An 18,945-nucleotide genomic window follows, 5' to 3' on the forward strand; every position below is an offset into this window, starting at 1 on the left:
GCACACTCAAGAGAAGTATCACTAGGCTGTATGTTGTTAACATGACAGACCAATTACAGCGCTTTTCGCTCAAAACCAAACCAAGATATTTTTTAAAATGCTTGCTTTACAAGCATTTTAAAAAATATCTTGTGGTTCGTTTGAGCGAAAACTGCTGTAAGTTACAACTTAGTTGTTACGCTCTGTGACATCCCCTATTTTTTAAATATGAGAAGATATGGCAAATCAACCTCCCTTTTCACGCAAAAGATTTAATGCAAAAAAAAAGAGGAAGGCTGCCGTTGCTGCTGCCCCAATATCCAGACATGCCTCTAATAAAAGTAGTTGGCTCAATAATTTACCAATTAATACCAAAATCCTATTGGCAATTGGGTCAACCAGTATTTTGCCACTGGTCTGCTTAGCGATCACAACTTTGTATTCATATAGCAGTCTTGCCCCAAGCCTAAGCCAAGAGGCTCAACGGCAACTTACCAATATCGGATTTTTTGGGTTTGGTTTAGGATTTATCGTGGTGGTAATGGCATTGCCATTTAGCTTAGTGATCGGGGGAACTCTCAGTAAACGCATTCGTAATCTAGAAGCGATCGCAAGAGCATATACAACAGGAAATTTTGATGCTGATATGTTGCGAGCGCGGGTGGAGCTTGGGGCAACCGATGAAGTCGGGAAATTGGCGGATGTGCTCAATGTAATGACTGTGAATCTAGCGCAAAACAAACAGGCGCAGTCAGAGGCACAAATGCAAGCTGATATCCAGAGCAATATTTTTGAAGATGAAATTTCACATTTACTGGATGTGGTATCAGATCTAGAGCTAGGGGATCTCACAGCAAAGGCGGAGGTTAGTCCCCATGCAACGGGTTTAATCGCTGATACGTTAAATCGCTTATCAGAGCAGCTAGCTGAAGTACTTGCCGCCGTTTTAAAAACTACGCAACAGGTAACTTTTCGTACCGATCGCCTTGAACAATTAGCGATCGCTGTATCGCAAAATGCAGCCCAACAGGAGGGACTTGTCGTGCAAGCCCGTCTGGGTATTGAGGATGTTAACCAGTTAGCACAGGATGCGGCGCAACAAGCGATCGCTGCAAATAGGGCAGTACAAAGGGTACGTTCAGCAGTCAGACAGGGGGAAGAACAAATTATTTATCTGACGGCTTCGATTGAGTCACTGCAAGCTGCTACTGTGCAAATGGTGCAAAGGATTAAAAATCTTGGGGAATTCGTTGCTCTTGCCAAACAATTTGTATTGGATCAAAAACGACTCGCTTCTTTAACTCAGGTGCTAGCGACTAATGCCTCAATGGTGGCCACCAGAGCCTTGGAGCAAAGAGATCCACAGCAATTTGTGTCAGTGGCAAGGGAATTTGAAGCGATCGCCTCACAGGTTAATGCCTTGGCAACCCAAACTAATCAGGGACTAGTGGTACTGCAACAACGTACAGGCTTTGTGGAAGTTGTAGTTTCAGGTATTGATCAAGACGTTCGTGATGTGAGCAGTCTGGTATCCGACTTTACGAAGAGCGTTGATAGTTCTGAACAATCATTTACTAATATTGCTAATGTTACCGAGGAGCTAGCCGATATCGGAATGTCTGTAACCGAGTCATCTAGCTCGATCGCGGAAGCTGTCAAGTTTAGCTTAGGGTCAATCCAAGATATTGAAGCGATCGCTGAGCGTTCTGCTTCTCAGGCACAATTTACCCGCGATCAATCGGGCAAAATGGGTAGGTTAGCACGTCAATTGTTAGAAAGAGTCCAATTCTTCCGTCTGCCCTCCAGTATGCAACTCGACTATACAGAAATCGCAGATCTAGACTCCCCCGAAGTTGAGAGTATTTCTATCGCAAAATAATGGCACATTCTGAATTTGATGATTTGCAACTGCAAGAAGAACTACGTCATCTATTTGAATTAGATACACAGAAATACTTGCAGCTATATGTACAAACGGTGAGCCAGTTAAATGCTCCTAATTGGCGTGAACAGATTCAGCAGCTATATCGTTGTGTGCATACGATTAAAGGTGGGGCAGTGACAGTGGGGTTTCAATCTGTCCTCCAAGTTTCCACAGTATTAGAGGATTTACTATCGGATCTCCGCTATTTGAATATCGCGCCACCATTAGCGGATGGGGAACTTGCTAAGTGCTTAAATGAAGCTGGTGAATTACTAATTGGTACTGCCCAAATTAGTGGTTCACAAGTGGAAGAACTCGGTGAATCTGATTTTGCTGTGCGCTATATTCAGAACCTACGCGATCTCATTCAGTCTAAGTATTTGCCTGAATGGAATGAGATGCGCCAAGTGCAGCAGGAATTTGCCGATCAGGGTTTTGATTTGGTGACGCTCGATCTGGAAATGGCGATCGAGGATTTACCCGCAACGGGGACAGTACCCATAGAAACTTGTGAAATTGCCATCCAAACTATTAATCAGCTACAGGGAATTGGGGCAGAAATAAATTTAGCCGCAACTTGGCAAGAATCTTTGAAACAAGGTTTAGCATTATGCGATCGCCCTGACTGTGAAATATGGCACGCTGAGTGGATGCCATTCCTGCAAAAGCTGAAAGATAGCGCTCGTCAGGGTGGAGTTGTTCTCATTGAAGAGACTACCTCTAGAAGTGAAGATTCCGTAACTATAGAAAATGAAGTCCAGCCTTTAATTAATGCGCCTATTTTTACGGACATTCAAATTCCTGTGCCTTTAGATCGTCTAGAGCGATCGTCTCAATATCTCGTTGAGACTTTGATGGCAACTCGCGCCACACAGGGGTTTTATCAATCCGTTTATGCAAATCTTCTACCCCTAGTTTCCCTTGCTCAGAATAGTGTGCAGTACATTACGCAGTTGCGTGAAGTCCAAGATGACTATGCCTTGCTAGATAATTCAGGTGAGCAGGATGGATTGAAGGTAGAGCGCTATCGTCAGGGCTACACAGCGATTAACCGTTTGCTGGAAATTAGTTTACGTCTAATTGAACTAGGTTCCGAAACAGGTGAATCAGCAAGACGTACATCGGAAAGTATCCAAAACCTCGATCGCAGTTTACGCAATCTCCAGCAAACTATTGAAGAAAGCCGTCTTGTTCCCTTTGAAACCCTAGCCCTAAGAGCAAGGGGGATTTTGCGAGATCTGATCACCCGTGTAGGTAAGCCAGTGGAAATGACTATCATTGGCGAACAAATAGAACTGGATGCAGGCACACTTCGGAATTTGGAACCTGTATTGCTCCATTTATTGCGGAATGCCTATGATCACGGGCTTGAAGATACAGAGCAACGTGAAAAATCTGGCAAATCGATACAGGGAAAAATCGAGCTAGTATTGGAACGGCGGGGCAGTATGTTTGAGCTTAGTATTCGGGATGATGGTAGAGGCATAGATCGCGATCGCATTAGTCAAATTGCTCAGTCCAAGCGATTACCCCTCACCGATACCAGTACCCCTGAGCGACTACTCAGTGTCCTATGTCAGTCGGGTTTCACTTCCACAAAAACAGTAAGTAATATTTCAGGTCGCGGGGTGGGAATGGATGTGGTCGCCAGTCAAGTCGCCCTAATGAATGGCAAGCTCAGTCTAGAGAGCAATCTGGGCAAAGGTACAACTTTTACAATTCAGTTGCCTGTACCTCATTTATTTGTTCGTTGCATGATTTTGCAAGCAGTCGATCGCACCTTTGCTGTCCCCACGTCTGAGATTTATACAACGGCTTTAGTCGAGGGACTACTATGGCGTAAAACTGAACGCTCAGATTATATTCTCGAAGTGCAAGAAGATCAGAGCATTGTCCCCGCAATCGATCTCTATCAATATTGGCAAGGAGCATCTGAAGCCAGACCAATTTTGCCTACAGCGATCGCTGTCCGCACGAGGCTATTAGAAGGACAACGCGATCGCGGCGTATGGCTAATTGCTGACACATTAATTGGTCAGAGCGATTTATTGGTTAATCCCCTACCCTCACCACTCCTCGCTCCCATCGGCTTAATTGGGATGAGTCTGATGCCTGATGGTAAATTGATTCCTGTAATTAATGCCATATCATTTGTCGATAACCTCTGCTCAGAACGTCCTAATCTCATTACTACAAGTTCACTAGATAACTCATCTTTCCTCGAACCATCTAGCGATCGCCAAATTTTAGTGGTTGATGATGCTGCACTGATGCGTCGCAGAATCGAAAGTAGTCTCTCACCACAGGGTTATGAAATTGCCACCTGTGATGATGGGATGGAAGCTTGGCAATGGCTACAACGCCATAATCAGCCTGCTTTATTGATTACGGATATTGAAATGCCACATATGGATGGATTTACCCTGATTGATCGTTGTCGTCAGTCAGGATTTGAGATGCCAATCCTAGTGATTTCCTCTCGACTCGCTGAGGAATGGTCTAAGGAAACTAGCCGCCTTGGTGCAACTGACTATCTCACTAAAGGTTTCTCAACTTCTGAACTAGTTAATAAGGTCAGCGCACTATTAGTCAATTAAAGGAATGAAGTGGCGCACTGCGTGCGCCACTTCATTCCTTTTACTCACTTAAATAGAAAGTGGAACTTCAGTAAAGAAACAACTTCTTGCACCTGTGTGGCAGGCAATATCACCAACTTGCTCAATTTTGACGAGAATTACATCGCGATCGCAATCATAGTAAAGTTTTTTTAACTTTTGGATATGTCCTGAAGTCGCGCCTTTATGCCATAATTCCTGACGAGATCGGCTCCAATAATGCACTTCACCTGTATTGATCGTTAGTTCCAACGCTTGCCGATTCATCCATGCCATCATCAAAATCGCACCATCTTGGTAATCCTGAGCGATCGCGGGAATTAATCCCTTCTCATCATATTTAAGACTATCAATCCAATTGTCAGACATATATTAGCAAAGTTATCAACAAAATTATTTCAATGCGATTCTGCTCTTACAGAATTTCAAGCATGGCAATTTTCACATTAGCATAGAACTACAGCCCCAGAAAAAACTACAACTCTTTACGCGTAAACCCAAACCAAGAAATTTTTGGAAAGTGTTGCTTTGCAACACTTTCCAAAAATTTCTTGTAGTTTGTTTGCTTGAAAACCGCTTGCTTAGTGACAGTTCCAAATCTTGATATTGTCAGTCCAGCAACTTCCTGCGGCTAACTGCTTACCATCTTTAGAGAAATGCACACAGAGAATCGGGTGCACTCCCACAGCCAGAATACCTATTTCCTCGGCTGTTTTTACATTCCATATTCTAATTGTGCGATCGCTACTTCCACTCACTAAAATTTCTCCATTCGGGCTAAAGGTAAGAGAGTTAATCCCCGATGTATGTCCTTTGAGCGTTGAAATCATTGCACCTGTATCGGGTCGCCATAGCTTAATAGTACTGTCGCGACTTCCACTAGCCAGCAAATTATTATTTGGATGGAAAGCAACGCAGGTGACGTAATCACTATGACCTGAAAGCGTGATATGCGATTTAGTTGTCCAAAGTTTCCATATCCGAATTGTGCAATCATAACTACCACTAGCGAGGAAATCACCTTTTTGATCAAAGGCAAGAGCAGTTACATAGGATGAATGCTCACTGAAAACACGAAATGTTTTATTTGACCATAAATCCCAAATACGGATTGATTTATCGTAGCTACCACTTGCTAAAAACCGATTGTCAGGGCAAAAAGCAAGAGAACTAACATATGCAGAATGTTCATTAAAAGCAATAGGTTCTTGTAGTTTATCCAGACTCCAAACTAGAACTTTACAGTCACTACCACTACTAGCAAAATATCGATCATTATTACTCACCGCCACAGCAAAAATATCACCCATATGCCCTTTTAAATTGAGGCTAGGTTTACCCGTACTTGGATGCCAAAGGCGGACGACACTATCACTGCCACCACTCATTAAAATACTGCGATCACTATTAAAAGCAAGATCATATACACAACCAGAATGGCTAGTAAGAACAGTACTTAAAGACCATTCTTTAATCTTCTGCAATAATTTCTTATTATCATTTTTATGTTGATTAGAAAATATTTTAAGAAGATTATCTTGTTTGAGATTTTGCTGTTGTTGCGTTGATTTAATAATATCAAGGTATGGAGCAATTAAACTGAGGTCAAAATAACGCAAATTAAATATTTTCTCTGATTGTAATAATTTTGGTGAATAATTAGAATTTAAGTGTAGATAATACCAATCAGAAATAAAAGTAGTTAAAAGCTCTTGAATAAAGATAACGATTTGTCGAATAATCCGCAGAGCTTCTCTTCCCTTCTTGTTGGCAGACTCTAAAATTCCTAAAGCATCTTCCCAATACCATACAGGCAATGTGAAGTTAAGAATATAGCTACTATAGGGAAGCCAAAAATCAAGATGAAAATAAGCTTTGTAATCGCTAATACTAGTATGTAAAAGCAGAGTAGGCAAACAATTTAGAATTGATTGTAATTGTTGGATGTCATTACTGTTAATAGGGTTATAGAAATAATCGCTATAAAATTCAATTGGACATTCATCACTTTCAAGATGATAGTTAACATCTAGGAACATCTTTAAATCTTCAATTAGTTCAATCTCAAGGTTTTCCCTCAAAGAGTCAACACAACTCGAACTAATTTTAAGAGGTGAAAATAAAACTAATAGGCGATGTTTTTGATAGTTCTCCATTAGGATGCGATCGCTAATCTTACGGCTAAAATTAGACGGCATCCTATTATCTAAAATTGACTTTATCTCATCATTCCTCTCAGCTATATATGAGGCTTGCCATTCACCCAATAACTCCAGCATGATTTTGCTAAACTTAGGACTGCTCCTCTCAGTTACTTTTAAATAACGTGGATCAGTTACGATATCTTTGGGAATTAAAAAAATCTCATTATTTAGGCTTAAGGATTGTTGTGCATTAACAAGCTCCTTGAGGCTTCTATCTAATATCTTTGCTGCATCATGTAATATCTTTGTCAAAATCTCCGCTAATTCCGATGGCAGCGTCATAGAAACCTCAGTGCTGAGCTAAAACTATAAGGAAGAAATATAGCTATCTTTAATAGTAAACAATGAAAACTCTATTAAAAACCAAAGAAAATTTTGAAAGTACAGCAAAGCCGCACTTTCAAAATTTTCTCTGCAATACTTCAAGCTTCAACAGGCTGTAATTGCCATCTCCCCTATTGCCAACTCATTCAATTTCAATATTGCTACTCCATTTAAACTACAAGCAAAAGCCACATCAAACGCTTTGGCGCAATCGCTCTACTTTCTGGGTAGCTGACATTGCTATAGAATACTTAAGCAACTACTTATCGCAATATATTCATGAGTGGAACTAAGCTCTACGAAGGCAAAGCCAAAATTTTATTTACGACAGATGATCCTGATATTTTACTGTCACGTTATAAAGATGATGCAACTGCCTTCAATGCTCTAAAAAAAGGGACGATCGCGAATAAAGGAGAAATGAACTGCGCGATCGCTTCTCATATTTTTCAGTATTTGGAGACTAAAGGCATTGCCACTCATTTCATTCAACAGATCTCACCCAACGAAATGCAGGTTGCTGCCGTTAAGATTTTGCCCATCGAAGTGGTGGTACGCAATATTGCCGCAGGTAGTATTTGTAAACGACTTGGTCTAGAGCAAGGTCAGCCTCTAAAGCAACCCCTAGTCGAATTTTTCTATAAAAATGATGAACTTGGTGATCCCCTAATTACAGATGCCCACGTTGCAATGCTAGATCTCGCCACTCCTGAACAAGTAGAAGAACTCAAGCAACTTGCTCTCAGTATCAATCAACACCTCCAAGCATTTTTTGACCAATGTAATCTGATCCTCGTTGATTTCAAAGTTGAAATTGGGGTTAACTCCAGTGGCAAAATGCTCCTAGCCGATGAAATTAGTCCCGATACCTGTCGGCTTTGGGACAAGGCGATCGCTGATCCTACCGCCCGCATTTTGGATAAAGATCGCTTTCGTCAAGATCTCGGTAACGTTGCAGAAGCTTATCAAGAAGTGCTCAAGCGGGTATTAGCCGTTTAGACGGCACTGATTTAAAACCATGCTCCCATCGAGATAATCAATTATTCCTAGTTCTAGCAATATAGGGATATTGGAAGTTATAGTAATTTATTACTAACTCCAGAAACTTTCTGTTTGTATTTGTCTGTCAATAGTTTCCTGTTAAAAATTCTGTAGGTGTTTGGAAGACTCTATGCGTATAAACTTGCTCGTATTCACAGCCATTGCCGCATCCAGCACATTACTCGCTAATCCCCTGCTGGCAAAGGCTGCCCCTGCAAAGCAAGAGATTGCTCAAGCACCGACCCCGCAGCCCACTGCTCCCGCTACACCTACCCCATCTCCGCAGCCTACAACTCCCGCTACACCTAAACCGACTGAGACTCCAAGCTCTCCCACCTTTACCTTGCCATCTAACACTCCTGCCCCAGCACCTGCGGCTGAGGTACAAGTATTAGTCGGAGAAGTGGCAATTAAGACCCCAGAAGGTCAGGCTCCTTTGCCTCCTGAACTTCAGCAAAGAGTTTATGATGCGATCGCGACAAAACCTGGTCGTACTGTTACTAAGTCGCAACTCCAGTCAGACATCAATGCCATATTTGCCACAGGTTTCTTCTCAAATGTGCAAGCTGAGCCAGAAGATACGGATATCGGTGTACGTGTCACCTTCTTTGTATTGCCAAATCCTGTGCTCAAATCCGTTAATACTGAAGGGACAAAGGTATTAGAAGCAGGCGTAATTGATCGCATCTTTGGTTCACAGATTGGTAAGGTCACAAACCTCAAGGATGTTCAAACAGGTGTCAAGGAACTCGAAAAGTATTATCAAGACAAAGGCTATGTCCTAGCGCAGGTCGTTGATATCAAGGCAACTCCTGAAGGCAATATTAATCTCGTCGTATCCGAAGGGGTGATCGAAGATATCAAGGTTGCCTTTATCAATGAGGATGGTAAAACCGTAGATAAAGACGGTAAACCTGTACCTGGCAATACCCGTGATTTCATCATTACCCGTGAGCTAACGATTAAAGAAGGTGAGATTTTTAATAAAAACACCGTTCAGAGTGACCTCCAAAAGGTATTTGCCCTCGGACTGTTTGAAGATCTCAATATTGGGCTTGCCCCAGGGACTGATCCACGCAAGGTTATCGTGACTGTCAATGTCAAAGAACGCAATACAGGCTCGATCGCCGCAGGTGCAGGTATTAGTTCATCGACAGGTCTATTTGGTACGGTCAGTTTCCAGCAGCAAAACCTTGGCGGTAATAACCAAAAGCTTGGTTTAGACGTGCAAGTCGGTGAACGGGAATTGTTATTTGACCTGAACTTCACCGATCCTTGGCTAGCAGGCGATCCAAATCGGACTTCATTTACGGCAAACATCTTTAACCGCCGCCTATTTAGCTATGTTTTCGATAGTCCTGTCGGTATTGGCGCAAATAATGATACGCCTCGGATCAACCGCCTTGGTACTGGTTTTAGCTTCTCCCGTCCTCTAGGTGCAGGAACTACAGCTTCCTTAGGTTTACGCTATGAACGGGTCAGCATTACCGATAGCAATAATGCGATCGCTACTACCGACTCCTTAGGCAATCCGCTAACAACTAGTGGTACAGGACAAGATGACTTACTCTTGCTGCAATTTGCTTATGCTAACGATCAACGGGATAATCCGATTAAGCCTTCCTCTGGCTCAGTATTTCGGATTGCTACAGAGCAGTCAATTCCTGTGGGCTTAGGCTCAATTTTCTTAAATCGGGTTAGAGCTAGCTACAGTTACTTTTTCCCAGTCAAGCTGTTGAATTTCTCTGAAGGTACACAGGCTCTGGCCTTTAACATTCAAGCAGGAACTGTAATTGGGACATTGCCCCCCTATGAAGCCTTCCAGCTTGGTGGTAGTAACTCCGTCCGCGGCTGGGATGAAGGCAAAATTGGTAGTGGTCGCAGCTTCGGCATCTTTTCCGCAGAATATCGCTTCCCCGTCTTTAATATCGTCGGTGGGGTACTGTTCTTTGACTATGGAACTGACTTAGGCTCTGCTTCCGCCGTCCCAGGAAACCCAGCAGGTGCAAGAAATAAACCTGGTAGCGGTGCTGGTTATGGTATTGGGGTGCGGGTACAATCACCTCTTGGTGCAATTCGCGTAGACTACGGCTTATCTTCTAATGGGGGAACCCAATTTAGCTTTGGTCTAGGAGAAAAATTCTAGCCATGCTTTATCAACAGACGATCGCTGCCCCATTTTCGTTATCGGGGGTTGGTCTGCATAGTGGTGAGCAGGTTTCTGTCACCGTGAAGCCTGCCCCCATTGATGCAGGTCGCTATTTTATCTATGGTGGAGCCAAGATTCCTGCGGATACCTCCGTTGTAAAAGCCTCGCAGCTATCGACGGAGTTACGGCACAATGGTACAGGTGTTCGCACGGTTGAGCATTTACTTTCGGCATTATTTGGGATGGGTGTGCACAATGCCTGTATTGAAATGTCTAGCGCAGAGTTACCTATTCTGGACGGCTCCGCTTTACCTTGGGTAGAGGCGATCGCCCAAGTTGGCATTGAAACACAGGTCGAAGGCGATCGCCTAGTCCCTCTAGCTGAAACCGTCACAGTTGCCAAGGGTGACAGCTTTGTGACAGCAATTCCTGCGGATACCTTACGCTTTACCTATGGGGTTGAGTATCCGAGCAAGGCAATTGGTGAGCAATGGTTTAGCTGGGCCCCAACGATCACCGAATTTAGCGAAAAATTTGCGACGGAAATTGCTCCTGCCCGAACTTTTACGCTAGCTGCCTTTATTGACCAAGCGCGAGCCGCAGGACTCATCAAGGGTGGTAGTCTGGACAATGCGATCGTTTGTGATAGTGATCGCTGGCTCAATCCGCCCCTGCGTTTTGAGAATGAACCCTGTCGGCATAAACTTTTAGATCTCATTGGTGACATAAGCTTGCTAGGATTTTTACCTAGGGCGCATATTCTTGCCTACAAAGCGAGTCATAACCTTCATGCTGAATTTGCGCTAGCGATCGCTAAGCAGCAAGTCTCTGCAACATAGATCCATAGCTACTACTGCCCTGCCCCAACATACTGCCAACTTCATACTTAAATATGTCAACTGTGACCGAAGAAACTACGATAGTAACCTCTGAACCTAACGCTGATAGTGACGATAGCGCACCTAGTCAAATTTTGATGATCGAAGATATTCAGAAATTGCTACCACACCGCTATCCATTTCTGTTAGTTGATCGCATTATTGATTTTGTTCCTAACAAATCCGCCACAGGTATTAAAAATGTCACCTTTAACGAACCCTTCTTTCAAGGACATTTTCCTAATCGTCCGATTATGCCTGGGGTATTAATCGTAGAAGCAATGGCACAGGTAGGCGGCATTGTTTTGAGGCATTTACCAGGGATGGAGAATCAACTATCGCTATTTGCAGGTATTGATAAAGTCCGCTTTCGTCGCCCCGTTGTCCCCGGCGATCGCCTAACAATTACCACCGAACTGCTCGTTGCACGCAAACGCTTTGGTAAGATGCAGGCACGTGCCGAAGTCGATGGTCAGCTCGCCTGTGAAGGTGAATTGATGTTTTCCCTAGTTGAACTCTAAATTTTATAGGGTGCTAAGCGCCCTGATAAAATCATCATTTTGTTATCTGGCGATCCAAGCGATCGCAAACCAAGCGATCTATCTTAGTATCAAGCGAGCCAAACTTTTTATGCCTGTGTCTCATGCGCCTGTGTCTGAATTTATTCACCCGACAGCCATAGTGCATCCTGATGCCCAACTCCATCCGACCGTCAAAGTTGGAGCTTATGCCGTCATCGGTGAGCAGGTGAAAATTGGCGCTCATACTGTCATTGGACATCATGCCATTGTCGAAGGACGTACTGAAATTGGCGATCGCAACCAAATTTACCCTGGGGCAGCGATCGGACTAGACTCTCAAGATTTGAAATATTTGGGAGCCGATAGTCTTGTCAAAATCGGTAACGATAACCGTATTCGTGAATATGTAACGATTAATCGTGCTAATGAAGCTGACGAAGTTACCGCTATTGGTAATGGCAATTTGCTGATGGCATATGTTCATGTGGGGCATAACTGCGAAATCGAGGATCGCGTTATTATCGCTAATGCTGTCGCTTTAGCAGGACATGTCCATATCGAATCCCATGCCCGAATTAGTGGTGTTTTAGGCGTGCATCAATTTGTCCGCATTGGTCGTCTCGCCATGGTAGGTGGTATGAGTCGGATTGAGCGTGATGTTCCTCCCTATACTTTGGTGGAGGGCAATCCATCGCGTGTACGCACCCTCAATCGTGTAGGCATCGATCGCGCAGGTCTAGACGCAGAAACTCAGCAGTTGCTTAAGAGTGCATTTCGATTGCTCTATCATCAAGACCTCACCCTCGTTGAAGCTCTCGAAAAACTAGCGACCTTAGCCGAGGATAATTCCCATGTGCAACATTTGCGCCAATTCCTGCAAGATTCCACAACTCTATCTTCGCGGCGTGGTCCAATCCCTAGTCGAGTTTAAGTTTATAAGGTATCTGGGTGCAAAGACTGTGGCGCAAGCTGTGCTTGCGCCACAGTCTTTGCTTGCATTTTTCTAATTACGTCTAGCTACTTAGCGATGCAAAAGAGCTCTCTTGCATCACTGAATCAAAAAAAAGAGATGCAGAGCATCTCTTTTTTTTGATTCAGTGATCGCCAATACATACAAGTGGGTATCTTTTAATCTATGAAGAATATAGAAAAATTACTATCATTCTTAAGTTATTTGTAAACTAATACATAAGGATGAATAATGTATTTTTTGACACTCTATTTAAAGCAGTTATGTTAAGATTAGTAACGTAGATGCTTTAAGTCTACATACTCTGACCTGAGAGAGCATTTGGTGAATATGTCAAGTATTAATAGCACTGGATTTGGCGGGGAAAACCCATATCTCGGAAGTTCTCAATCTCAATCAACCTTCGATCTACTCAAACCCTTACGCAAAAAGCTGGATAGCTTTGAAATTCAGAAATCAAAGACAGCCCATCTCATTGCCAAACTTATCCCTGCACAATGTCCATTTGAGCGAACCGTTAAATTTTTTGGACATACTTTGATACATATTCCTCCCCTCTGTAAACTCAATCCCCTTTATGAAGAGTTGGTCTATCTGCGATTCCGCGCTCTTTGCTTTTTAGCCGATCGCTGCGGTGAAGACATTAGCGCATATTGTTAATCAAAAGGTGGGGCTGGCAACCCTTTTACCCTTTTGATTTGTATCGGTTTACAAAATAAATCTTACATATTACAACTCCTAAAAAATACATGATGTAAGCTGAGCTTTAATCATGTATTTTTTGTTCTTTTAAAGGTTGGATATGTTCAGAAAAGTACAGTGGGCATGGAGATCGCTAATCGCTGTTATGGTCACTGGTTTAATCATCATTACCGCGATCGCCTTACAACCCAGTAACGCGATCGCGATCGCGCCATTGCCCGATCCTTACCTGACCACGGGGAAACTGGGAGAAGGAGAAAAAGTTTTTAGTGCCTATTTGCAAGCTAATCCTAAGGATGACAAAATCCGTTTTGGATTAGGCGTAATCCAATTAATGCGTGGTACAGAAAGGCTGATGCAATCGCTCTATGGCTATGGCATGAATCAATTTCCCTTGGGTTCAATTCCATTTGTGCGTCTACCCATCCCCCCAAATCCCAAACCACAAACAATTACCTATGACGGATTACAGCAGGTATTTCAAACATGGATTGATGACCTCTCTAAGGTTCGGAGTACCCTTGAGCCAATTCAGGATCAAAACCTAAAGTTAGCTCTGCGATTAGGGTTAATTCGTTTAGATTTTGATGGCGATGGTAAGGCTGATGAAGATGAAATGCTGTGGCAAGTTTTTAATGCCGTCACAGGGGCAAGAGTAACTGAGCAACAAGCACAGCAATTTTTAATCGCCTTTGACCTTGGTGATGCGCTATGGTTACAGGGCTACACCCATGTTTTAGGTGCGATCGCTGAGTTTTTGCGTGCCTATGATAGCCGTGAGTTATTTGCTGCCTGCGCTCACCTATTCTTCCAAAATGTGGATACTCCACACAAGTTTTTGCTAACTAGTCGCCGCAAATCTCCTGAAGATTATAGTAATGACTTTGAATTTTTTGATTTGATTTCTGCAATTCATCTGGCTAAGTTTCCACTAGTAGAACCACAGAGGATGACGACGATTCTCAATCATATGAAATCATTACTTAGACTCAGCCGTGAGTCATGGAAATCAATCCTTGCCGAAACCGATAATGATCGTGAATGGCTTCCTAATCCTAAACAAAAATCTGTTATTCCTGATGTTCGCATTACCGATGACATGATCAAATCTTGGTCTAAATCCCTTGATGAATCAGCCTTAGTTGTAGAAGGCAAAAAGAATCTCCCATTTTGGCGGGATTCCAAACTAACTCTTGATTTTGCAAGAATTTTTACTGAGCCTCGCGCTTTTGATCTAGTGTCATGGGTTCAAGGTACTGCGGCAACTCCCTATCTTGAGAAGGGAACAGTAACCGATATGCGCGTATGGAACGAGATGCTCAATGCCTTTGGTAGCAATCTCTTTAACTTTGTGGTTTGGTTCAATTAAAACTAAACAATTTATCTGGGTTGTAATTCAGCACAACGTGCTGTGCTCTAACTACTGTCATCTATGACAATCCTAAATAGTTTATGGAGGCGTATACCTTCGGGATGCACTTCCATAAACTATTTAATTAGAAACCTAATAATTTTTTAATCCTTGAGAAGCTCACACAATAAAGGTTTGGCAGCTTTTTGGATAAAAAAATTCAAGATTTTGCAAAAAAATTCAAAAAGGGGTTGCACAATTACCACCCTTATACGCTATAGTTATTAACGCTGAAGCAAATGACTCAGCAAAAACGCTACATTCCTCAGTAGCTCAGCGGTAGAGCAATCGGCTGTTAACCGATCGGTCGCAGGTTCGAATCCCGCCTGGGGAGTTTAACTAAAACGAGAGTAAGCACTGCTTACTCTCGTTTTATTGCATATGCAATATCAATTCTCTGATGTAGAGATTTTCAAGCAAATGATGTAAAGAGCTTGGTAAACACTATAAAGTGAACCTAGATTCCAAAAAATTCAAAACAAGACCTAATAAATTTTAGGCAGTACAAAGCGATACTTATCTCTACCTATTTAGCACTACCATTAATTTTGGGAGATAAACTTAGGGCATTATTTTTTAGAGGTATATCTTGCAGGAGAAAATAACCATGATATCTGGGCTTCAAATTTTGGCAGCAAATCCGATCGCCAAAAAACTCAAATTTCTGCCCTACGCGATCGTGGGGGGGGCTGTATTTGCTCTTAATGGAAATCTTGAGAGCAATGTTTACTTGCAAATTTATGTGACCTTACTTGAAGCCAAATTAGGGGTACTCTTGGTATATTTATTGAGCAAGAAACTCACAAGTATTCCCAAAGAGAAGCATTCTGCATAATGATTTGAAATCATGTAGCCTAGCAAACTGTAATTTTATTGAGCATCGTCACAATTAAAACAATCAACAAGGGAAATGGTTATGAAAACTCGAACTGGTGCAATTCTTTGGTGTTTCTTTTTAGGATGGGCTGGAGCACATAAGTTTTACCTTGGTCAAAGTGGCTGGGGAATCGCTTATCTTCTGTTTTGTTGGACAGGGATTCCATCATTCGCCGCATTTATTGAGTTCATCATGTTACTGGTGATGTCTGACGCTGAATTTGACCGTAAATTTAATGGTGGTACACCTCAAGCTACTGCATCAGTTCGAGACTCTACCGCAGCACTTAGCGATCTGAAAAGACTCTATGATGATGGCGTGATTACAGCCGAAGAATATGAGGAAAAGCGGAAAAAGCTACTCAAAAATATTTAACCAGAATGGTGCAAGAATAATATTTAGCAAGAATCTTGAGAAGAAATTATGTCTCAACCTGCATGGTTTGATCAAACACCACAATGGGTTTGGTGGTCTTGTGTACCAGTATTAGGTGGTGGTGCGATCGCCTATGCTGGCGTAAAGTCTGGCTCAAATATTTGGATTGGTGTTGGTGCTGGCTTTGTTGCTGGAGCAATTGTGATCTCCTCAATACCAATTCTCTCTAACTTGACAACAATTCTCTGGATTGCCCAAATCGCCACAGCGTTTGCACTAAAGCGAGATTATCTAGCTAAAATCTACCCCAAGGATTTAGCATTACCTGAAGATCCGAAACTCTTTGCTGCGATCGCGGCAAATCGCCCCAAAGTTGACATTAATACCTGCTCCAAGAACGAATTGGTAAATACTTTAGGATTGCCAATTGTCTACGCCAATGATATTGAATCCCTACGCAATGAGGGGCATATTTTCACCAGCATTGAAGAACTTCATGACATTATAGAAATCCCCAACGCTACGCTCAAAAAAATCGAGCCAATGATCGTATTTAGCTATGACTATCGCCAAGAGTCAGGCTATTCATGGAAGCGAATCAATTCCATGTCCGCCGATGATCTGATTGGCTTAGGCATAGAAGCAAATGCAGCAAAAGCGATCGCTGAAGAACGTCAACGTCGTGGCGAATTCAAATCAATCATGGATATCAAAAAACGAACTGGCATTCCCTTTAGCGCCTATCGTCATCTCACCTAAGCATTACTTTTAAGACCTACCCAATTGCTCAGAGAGGTTTATATGCCGATTTTCAAAATGTCTCTGAAAGAAAGCTTAGCAAAGCATAAATTATGGCTAGATAGTCATGGCGAGAATGGGCAGAGACTTAGTGCGGCTGGAGCTAACTTTGAAAAAGCAGATCTGAGTCAAGCGAATCTCAGCAAAGCAAACCTAAGTGGTGCAAATCTCAGTGAAGCGAATTTGAGTGAAGCAAATCTTCGCGAAGCCACCTTATTTGGTGCAAATCTGAGTGGCATAAATCTCAACGATGCGAATCTGAGTGCAGCCTTGCTCAGTGGAGCCGATCTCCAAGGTGCCACTCTCCAACGAGCAATTCTAACAGAAGCACTACTTTGTGAAGCTAATCTCATCGATGTAGATCTCAGCCATGCTGATTTGCACAAAGCCAACCTTAGTCTCGGCATCCCCGAATTTGTCAAAGCTAAGAATATCCAATCTCTCTTATTGGGCAACCCGATTCCTTCTCTATTTGCCAATCAAACCAATCTCAACAGAGCAAATCTGACTGAGGCAAATCTTAGTGAGGCGAATCTTGATTTTGCAAACCTGACTGAGGCAAATCTGACTGGAGCAAATCTTAGCAAAGCTAAACTCTTTGCCGTTGATCTCAGTCAAGCAAATTTATCTAGCGCAAATCTCAATGGTGCAGATTTATTTCGTGTTAAAGCTCTAGATACTAACTTTAGCAGCGCAGATTTCACTGATACCTGTATTGAAGAATGGCTAATTAATCTTGATACAAGATTTGATGATGTTAGTTGTGATTCTATCTATTTAAAGCATATTCTCCGAAGTTTGCCCGATTACATTCTCAGAAGATATAGCGATCGCCGCCCCTTTAATCCTCAAACGAAGTTTGCTAAAGGTGATTTCGTCAAATTAATCAGCAGAGACAAAACGATTACAGAGTTGGAAGAACGTGGCTCAGATATCCTCCAACAATATCTTCTTGTTGAAGAGCTTAATCAAATGTTTGAGCAATTATCCGAGCAATATTCAGATCGCTATGTGGATGCCTCAGAGAGCGAGCGTCAAACTCTTCTCAAGTTAGAACTAACATATCAAACGAAAATTAACCCAGCCTTTAGAGAACGTCTATTAGAAGCAATCGCAGTTCAAAATCGTGAATTATCCAACTTCTTAGCAAATAACAATTTTGTAGCTATATCTCCAGAAATGCTGCAAAAATGGCTTGGAGTACATGAGTAAAAGTAAGAAAAATTTATTGAGCAAGAATCTTGCCTCTTTGATAAAGTTCTGTAAGCTCACGCAAAAAATTTAAGCTTTGTTTTCCAGTCATAGAAACTGGCGAAAAAGTCTCTGAACTGGAATATTTCAAAATAATACTGCGAATTTGAGGCTGACTATCAAGTTGCACTACCTTCATCGACCATACATCAAAATAACGATGCTCAATTTCCGAGAATTCAATTAATTCAGCATTGACATGGCGCTTATCTAGCAAAATACGGTTATAGGTCTGGCTTACCACTCGCCGACTACCTTCTAAGACTTGCAAAAACATCGAATCCCCAAAACTCAGCATCCCCGTAATTCCCACACTTTTATTGTTGCGCTCTGACTTTTCCAAAATATCAACTAAGTCAGGATACTCTAATCCTGAGATCGCCTGACTGACATAAATTAAGCGATAGAGAGCCATAGGTAACTACCGAAAGTTATATTAAGCCTTCAGTATAAGACAAAAGATAGCAAGTTATAGAAAGGAAGCGATCATTATGGCGCTCATACAACAGGAAGAGAGAGACTGTAGCGAAGCTAATGTCTCTCTCTTCCTGTTGTATTTAAATAAAGAGCTTGGCATCGAGCTATTTTCCCGTAGGGCTACCCCTAAAGTATCTTCACCGTGACAGCGTTTCACACCTGAGTTCGGGATGGGTCAGAGTGGTTCCACCGCACCATAGACACCAAGCAAACCTGTAAGGTCTACCTGATAAGTAAGAACCTTGAAAGCTGCACAGTAATCAAGTAACAAAATTAGTTAGTAAATACAAGAAGTAGAGGAAATGGTGAGGACAAGCCCTCGGTCTATTAGTATTTCTCGGCTACACATATTACTACGCTTCCACCTGAAACCTATCAAACAGGTAATCTTCCTGTGACCTTACTGGGTTTTCCCATGAGAATACTCATCTTGAGGTGGGCTTCCCACT

At 42.4% G+C, this 18,945-nt stretch carries 16 protein-coding genes, 1 tRNA gene and 2 rRNA genes (1 of these 19 cut by a window edge); 14 read left to right on the forward strand and 5 right to left on the reverse strand.

Features of this window, described 5'->3' with window-relative positions; all coding sequences use genetic code 11:
* Positions 1–217: 217 nt before the first annotated feature.
* Entirely contained in the window at positions 218–1,858 is a 1,641-nt protein-coding gene (locus tag HC246_RS22840; protein ID WP_169365726.1) for a methyl-accepting chemotaxis protein, read from the forward strand.
* Positions 1,858–4,500: a response regulator gene (locus HC246_RS22845; protein WP_169365727.1), complete on the forward strand. Its 2,643-nt coding sequence runs from the start codon at positions 1,858–1,860 to the stop codon at positions 4,498–4,500. Before HC246_RS22840 ends, HC246_RS22845 begins: the two co-directional genes overlap by 1 nt.
* 48 nt (positions 4,501–4,548) lie before the next feature.
* Here the strand turns inward: HC246_RS22845 and hisI are convergent, their stop codons facing one another.
* Both hisI and HC246_RS22855 read right to left on the reverse strand, forming a co-directional pair.
* Positions 4,549–4,887: a phosphoribosyl-AMP cyclohydrolase gene (gene hisI / locus HC246_RS22850; protein ID WP_169365728.1), complete on the reverse strand. Its 339-nt coding sequence runs from the start codon at positions 4,885–4,887 to the stop codon at positions 4,549–4,551.
* Positions 4,888–5,099: 212 nt separating this feature from the next.
* Positions 5,100–7,004, reverse strand: coding sequence for a WD40 repeat domain-containing protein (locus tag HC246_RS22855; protein ID WP_169365729.1), 1,905 nt, complete (start codon positions 7,002–7,004; stop codon positions 5,100–5,102).
* A 321-nt stretch (positions 7,005–7,325) separates the two neighbouring features.
* On the opposite strand from HC246_RS22855, the gene purC reads away from it, so the two are divergent.
* The 12 genes from purC to HC246_RS22915 all read left to right on the forward strand — a co-directional run bounded on the left by purC (position 7,326) and on the right by HC246_RS22915 (position 17,980).
* Positions 7,326–8,045, forward strand: coding sequence for a phosphoribosylaminoimidazolesuccinocarboxamide synthase (gene purC / locus HC246_RS22860; RefSeq protein WP_169365730.1), 720 nt, complete (start codon positions 7,326–7,328; stop codon positions 8,043–8,045).
* A 172-nt stretch (positions 8,046–8,217) separates the two neighbouring features.
* A complete protein-coding gene (locus HC246_RS22865; protein WP_169365731.1) occupies positions 8,218–10,233 on the forward strand; it encodes a BamA/TamA family outer membrane protein in 2,016 nt (671 codons plus the stop codon).
* Between the two features lie 2 nt (positions 10,234–10,235).
* Positions 10,236–11,075: a UDP-3-O-acyl-N-acetylglucosamine deacetylase gene (gene lpxC, locus HC246_RS22870; protein WP_169365732.1), complete on the forward strand. Its 840-nt coding sequence runs from the start codon at positions 10,236–10,238 to the stop codon at positions 11,073–11,075.
* A gap of 53 nt (positions 11,076–11,128) precedes the next feature.
* Positions 11,129–11,635 (forward strand): 3-hydroxyacyl-ACP dehydratase FabZ, encoded by a 507-nt coding sequence (gene fabZ, locus HC246_RS22875; protein WP_169365733.1) that lies wholly within the window; start codon positions 11,129–11,131, stop codon positions 11,633–11,635.
* A gap of 109 nt (positions 11,636–11,744) precedes the next feature.
* Complete coding sequence (gene lpxA / locus HC246_RS22880; RefSeq protein ID WP_211167931.1) at positions 11,745–12,566, forward strand: acyl-ACP--UDP-N-acetylglucosamine O-acyltransferase; 822 nt, start codon at positions 11,745–11,747, stop codon at positions 12,564–12,566.
* Positions 12,567–12,935: 369 nt separating this feature from the next.
* Positions 12,936–13,265: a Mo-dependent nitrogenase C-terminal domain-containing protein gene (locus HC246_RS22885; RefSeq protein ID WP_169365734.1), complete on the forward strand. Its 330-nt coding sequence runs from the start codon at positions 12,936–12,938 to the stop codon at positions 13,263–13,265.
* 142 nt (positions 13,266–13,407) lie between these two features.
* Positions 13,408–14,676: a tetratricopeptide repeat protein gene (locus HC246_RS22890; RefSeq protein WP_169365735.1), complete on the forward strand. Its 1,269-nt coding sequence runs from the start codon at positions 13,408–13,410 to the stop codon at positions 14,674–14,676.
* Between the two features lie 304 nt (positions 14,677–14,980).
* Positions 14,981–15,052 (forward strand) — tRNA-Asn (locus HC246_RS22895).
* Positions 15,053–15,325: 273 nt separating this feature from the next.
* Entirely contained in the window at positions 15,326–15,553 is a 228-nt protein-coding gene (locus tag HC246_RS22900) for a hypothetical protein (RefSeq protein WP_169365736.1), read from the forward strand.
* An 81-nt stretch (positions 15,554–15,634) separates the two neighbouring features.
* On the forward strand, positions 15,635–15,970 hold the full coding sequence (locus tag HC246_RS22905; protein WP_169365737.1) for an NINE protein: 336 nt from the start codon (positions 15,635–15,637) through the stop codon (positions 15,968–15,970).
* Positions 15,971–16,018: 48 nt separating this feature from the next.
* Positions 16,019–16,729 (forward strand): helix-hairpin-helix domain-containing protein, encoded by a 711-nt coding sequence (locus HC246_RS22910; protein ID WP_169365738.1) that lies wholly within the window; start codon positions 16,019–16,021, stop codon positions 16,727–16,729.
* 42 nt (positions 16,730–16,771) lie between these two features.
* Complete coding sequence (locus HC246_RS22915; RefSeq protein ID WP_169365739.1) at positions 16,772–17,980, forward strand: pentapeptide repeat-containing protein; 1,209 nt, start codon at positions 16,772–16,774, stop codon at positions 17,978–17,980.
* 13 nt (positions 17,981–17,993) lie between these two features.
* Here HC246_RS22915 and HC246_RS22920 read toward each other — a convergent pair whose 3' ends face one another.
* The 3 genes from HC246_RS22920 to HC246_RS22930 form a co-directional block, all read right to left on the reverse strand.
* Positions 17,994–18,434 carry a BLUF domain-containing protein gene (locus HC246_RS22920; RefSeq protein WP_169365740.1) on the reverse strand — a complete coding sequence of 147 codons (441 nt, stop codon included), beginning with the start codon at positions 18,432–18,434 and terminating at the stop codon, positions 17,994–17,996.
* 153 nt (positions 18,435–18,587) lie between these two features.
* Positions 18,588–18,704 (reverse strand): 5S ribosomal RNA (rrf, locus tag HC246_RS22925).
* A gap of 99 nt (positions 18,705–18,803) precedes the next feature.
* Positions 18,804–18,945, reverse strand: a 23S ribosomal RNA gene (locus HC246_RS22930); it runs 2,680 nt beyond the window's last position.

Origin of the sequence: Pseudanabaena yagii GIHE-NHR1 (assembly GCF_012863495.1) — a bacterium.
In the GTDB taxonomy this organism is placed as follows: domain Bacteria; phylum Cyanobacteriota; class Cyanobacteriia; order Pseudanabaenales; family Pseudanabaenaceae; genus Pseudanabaena; species Pseudanabaena yagii.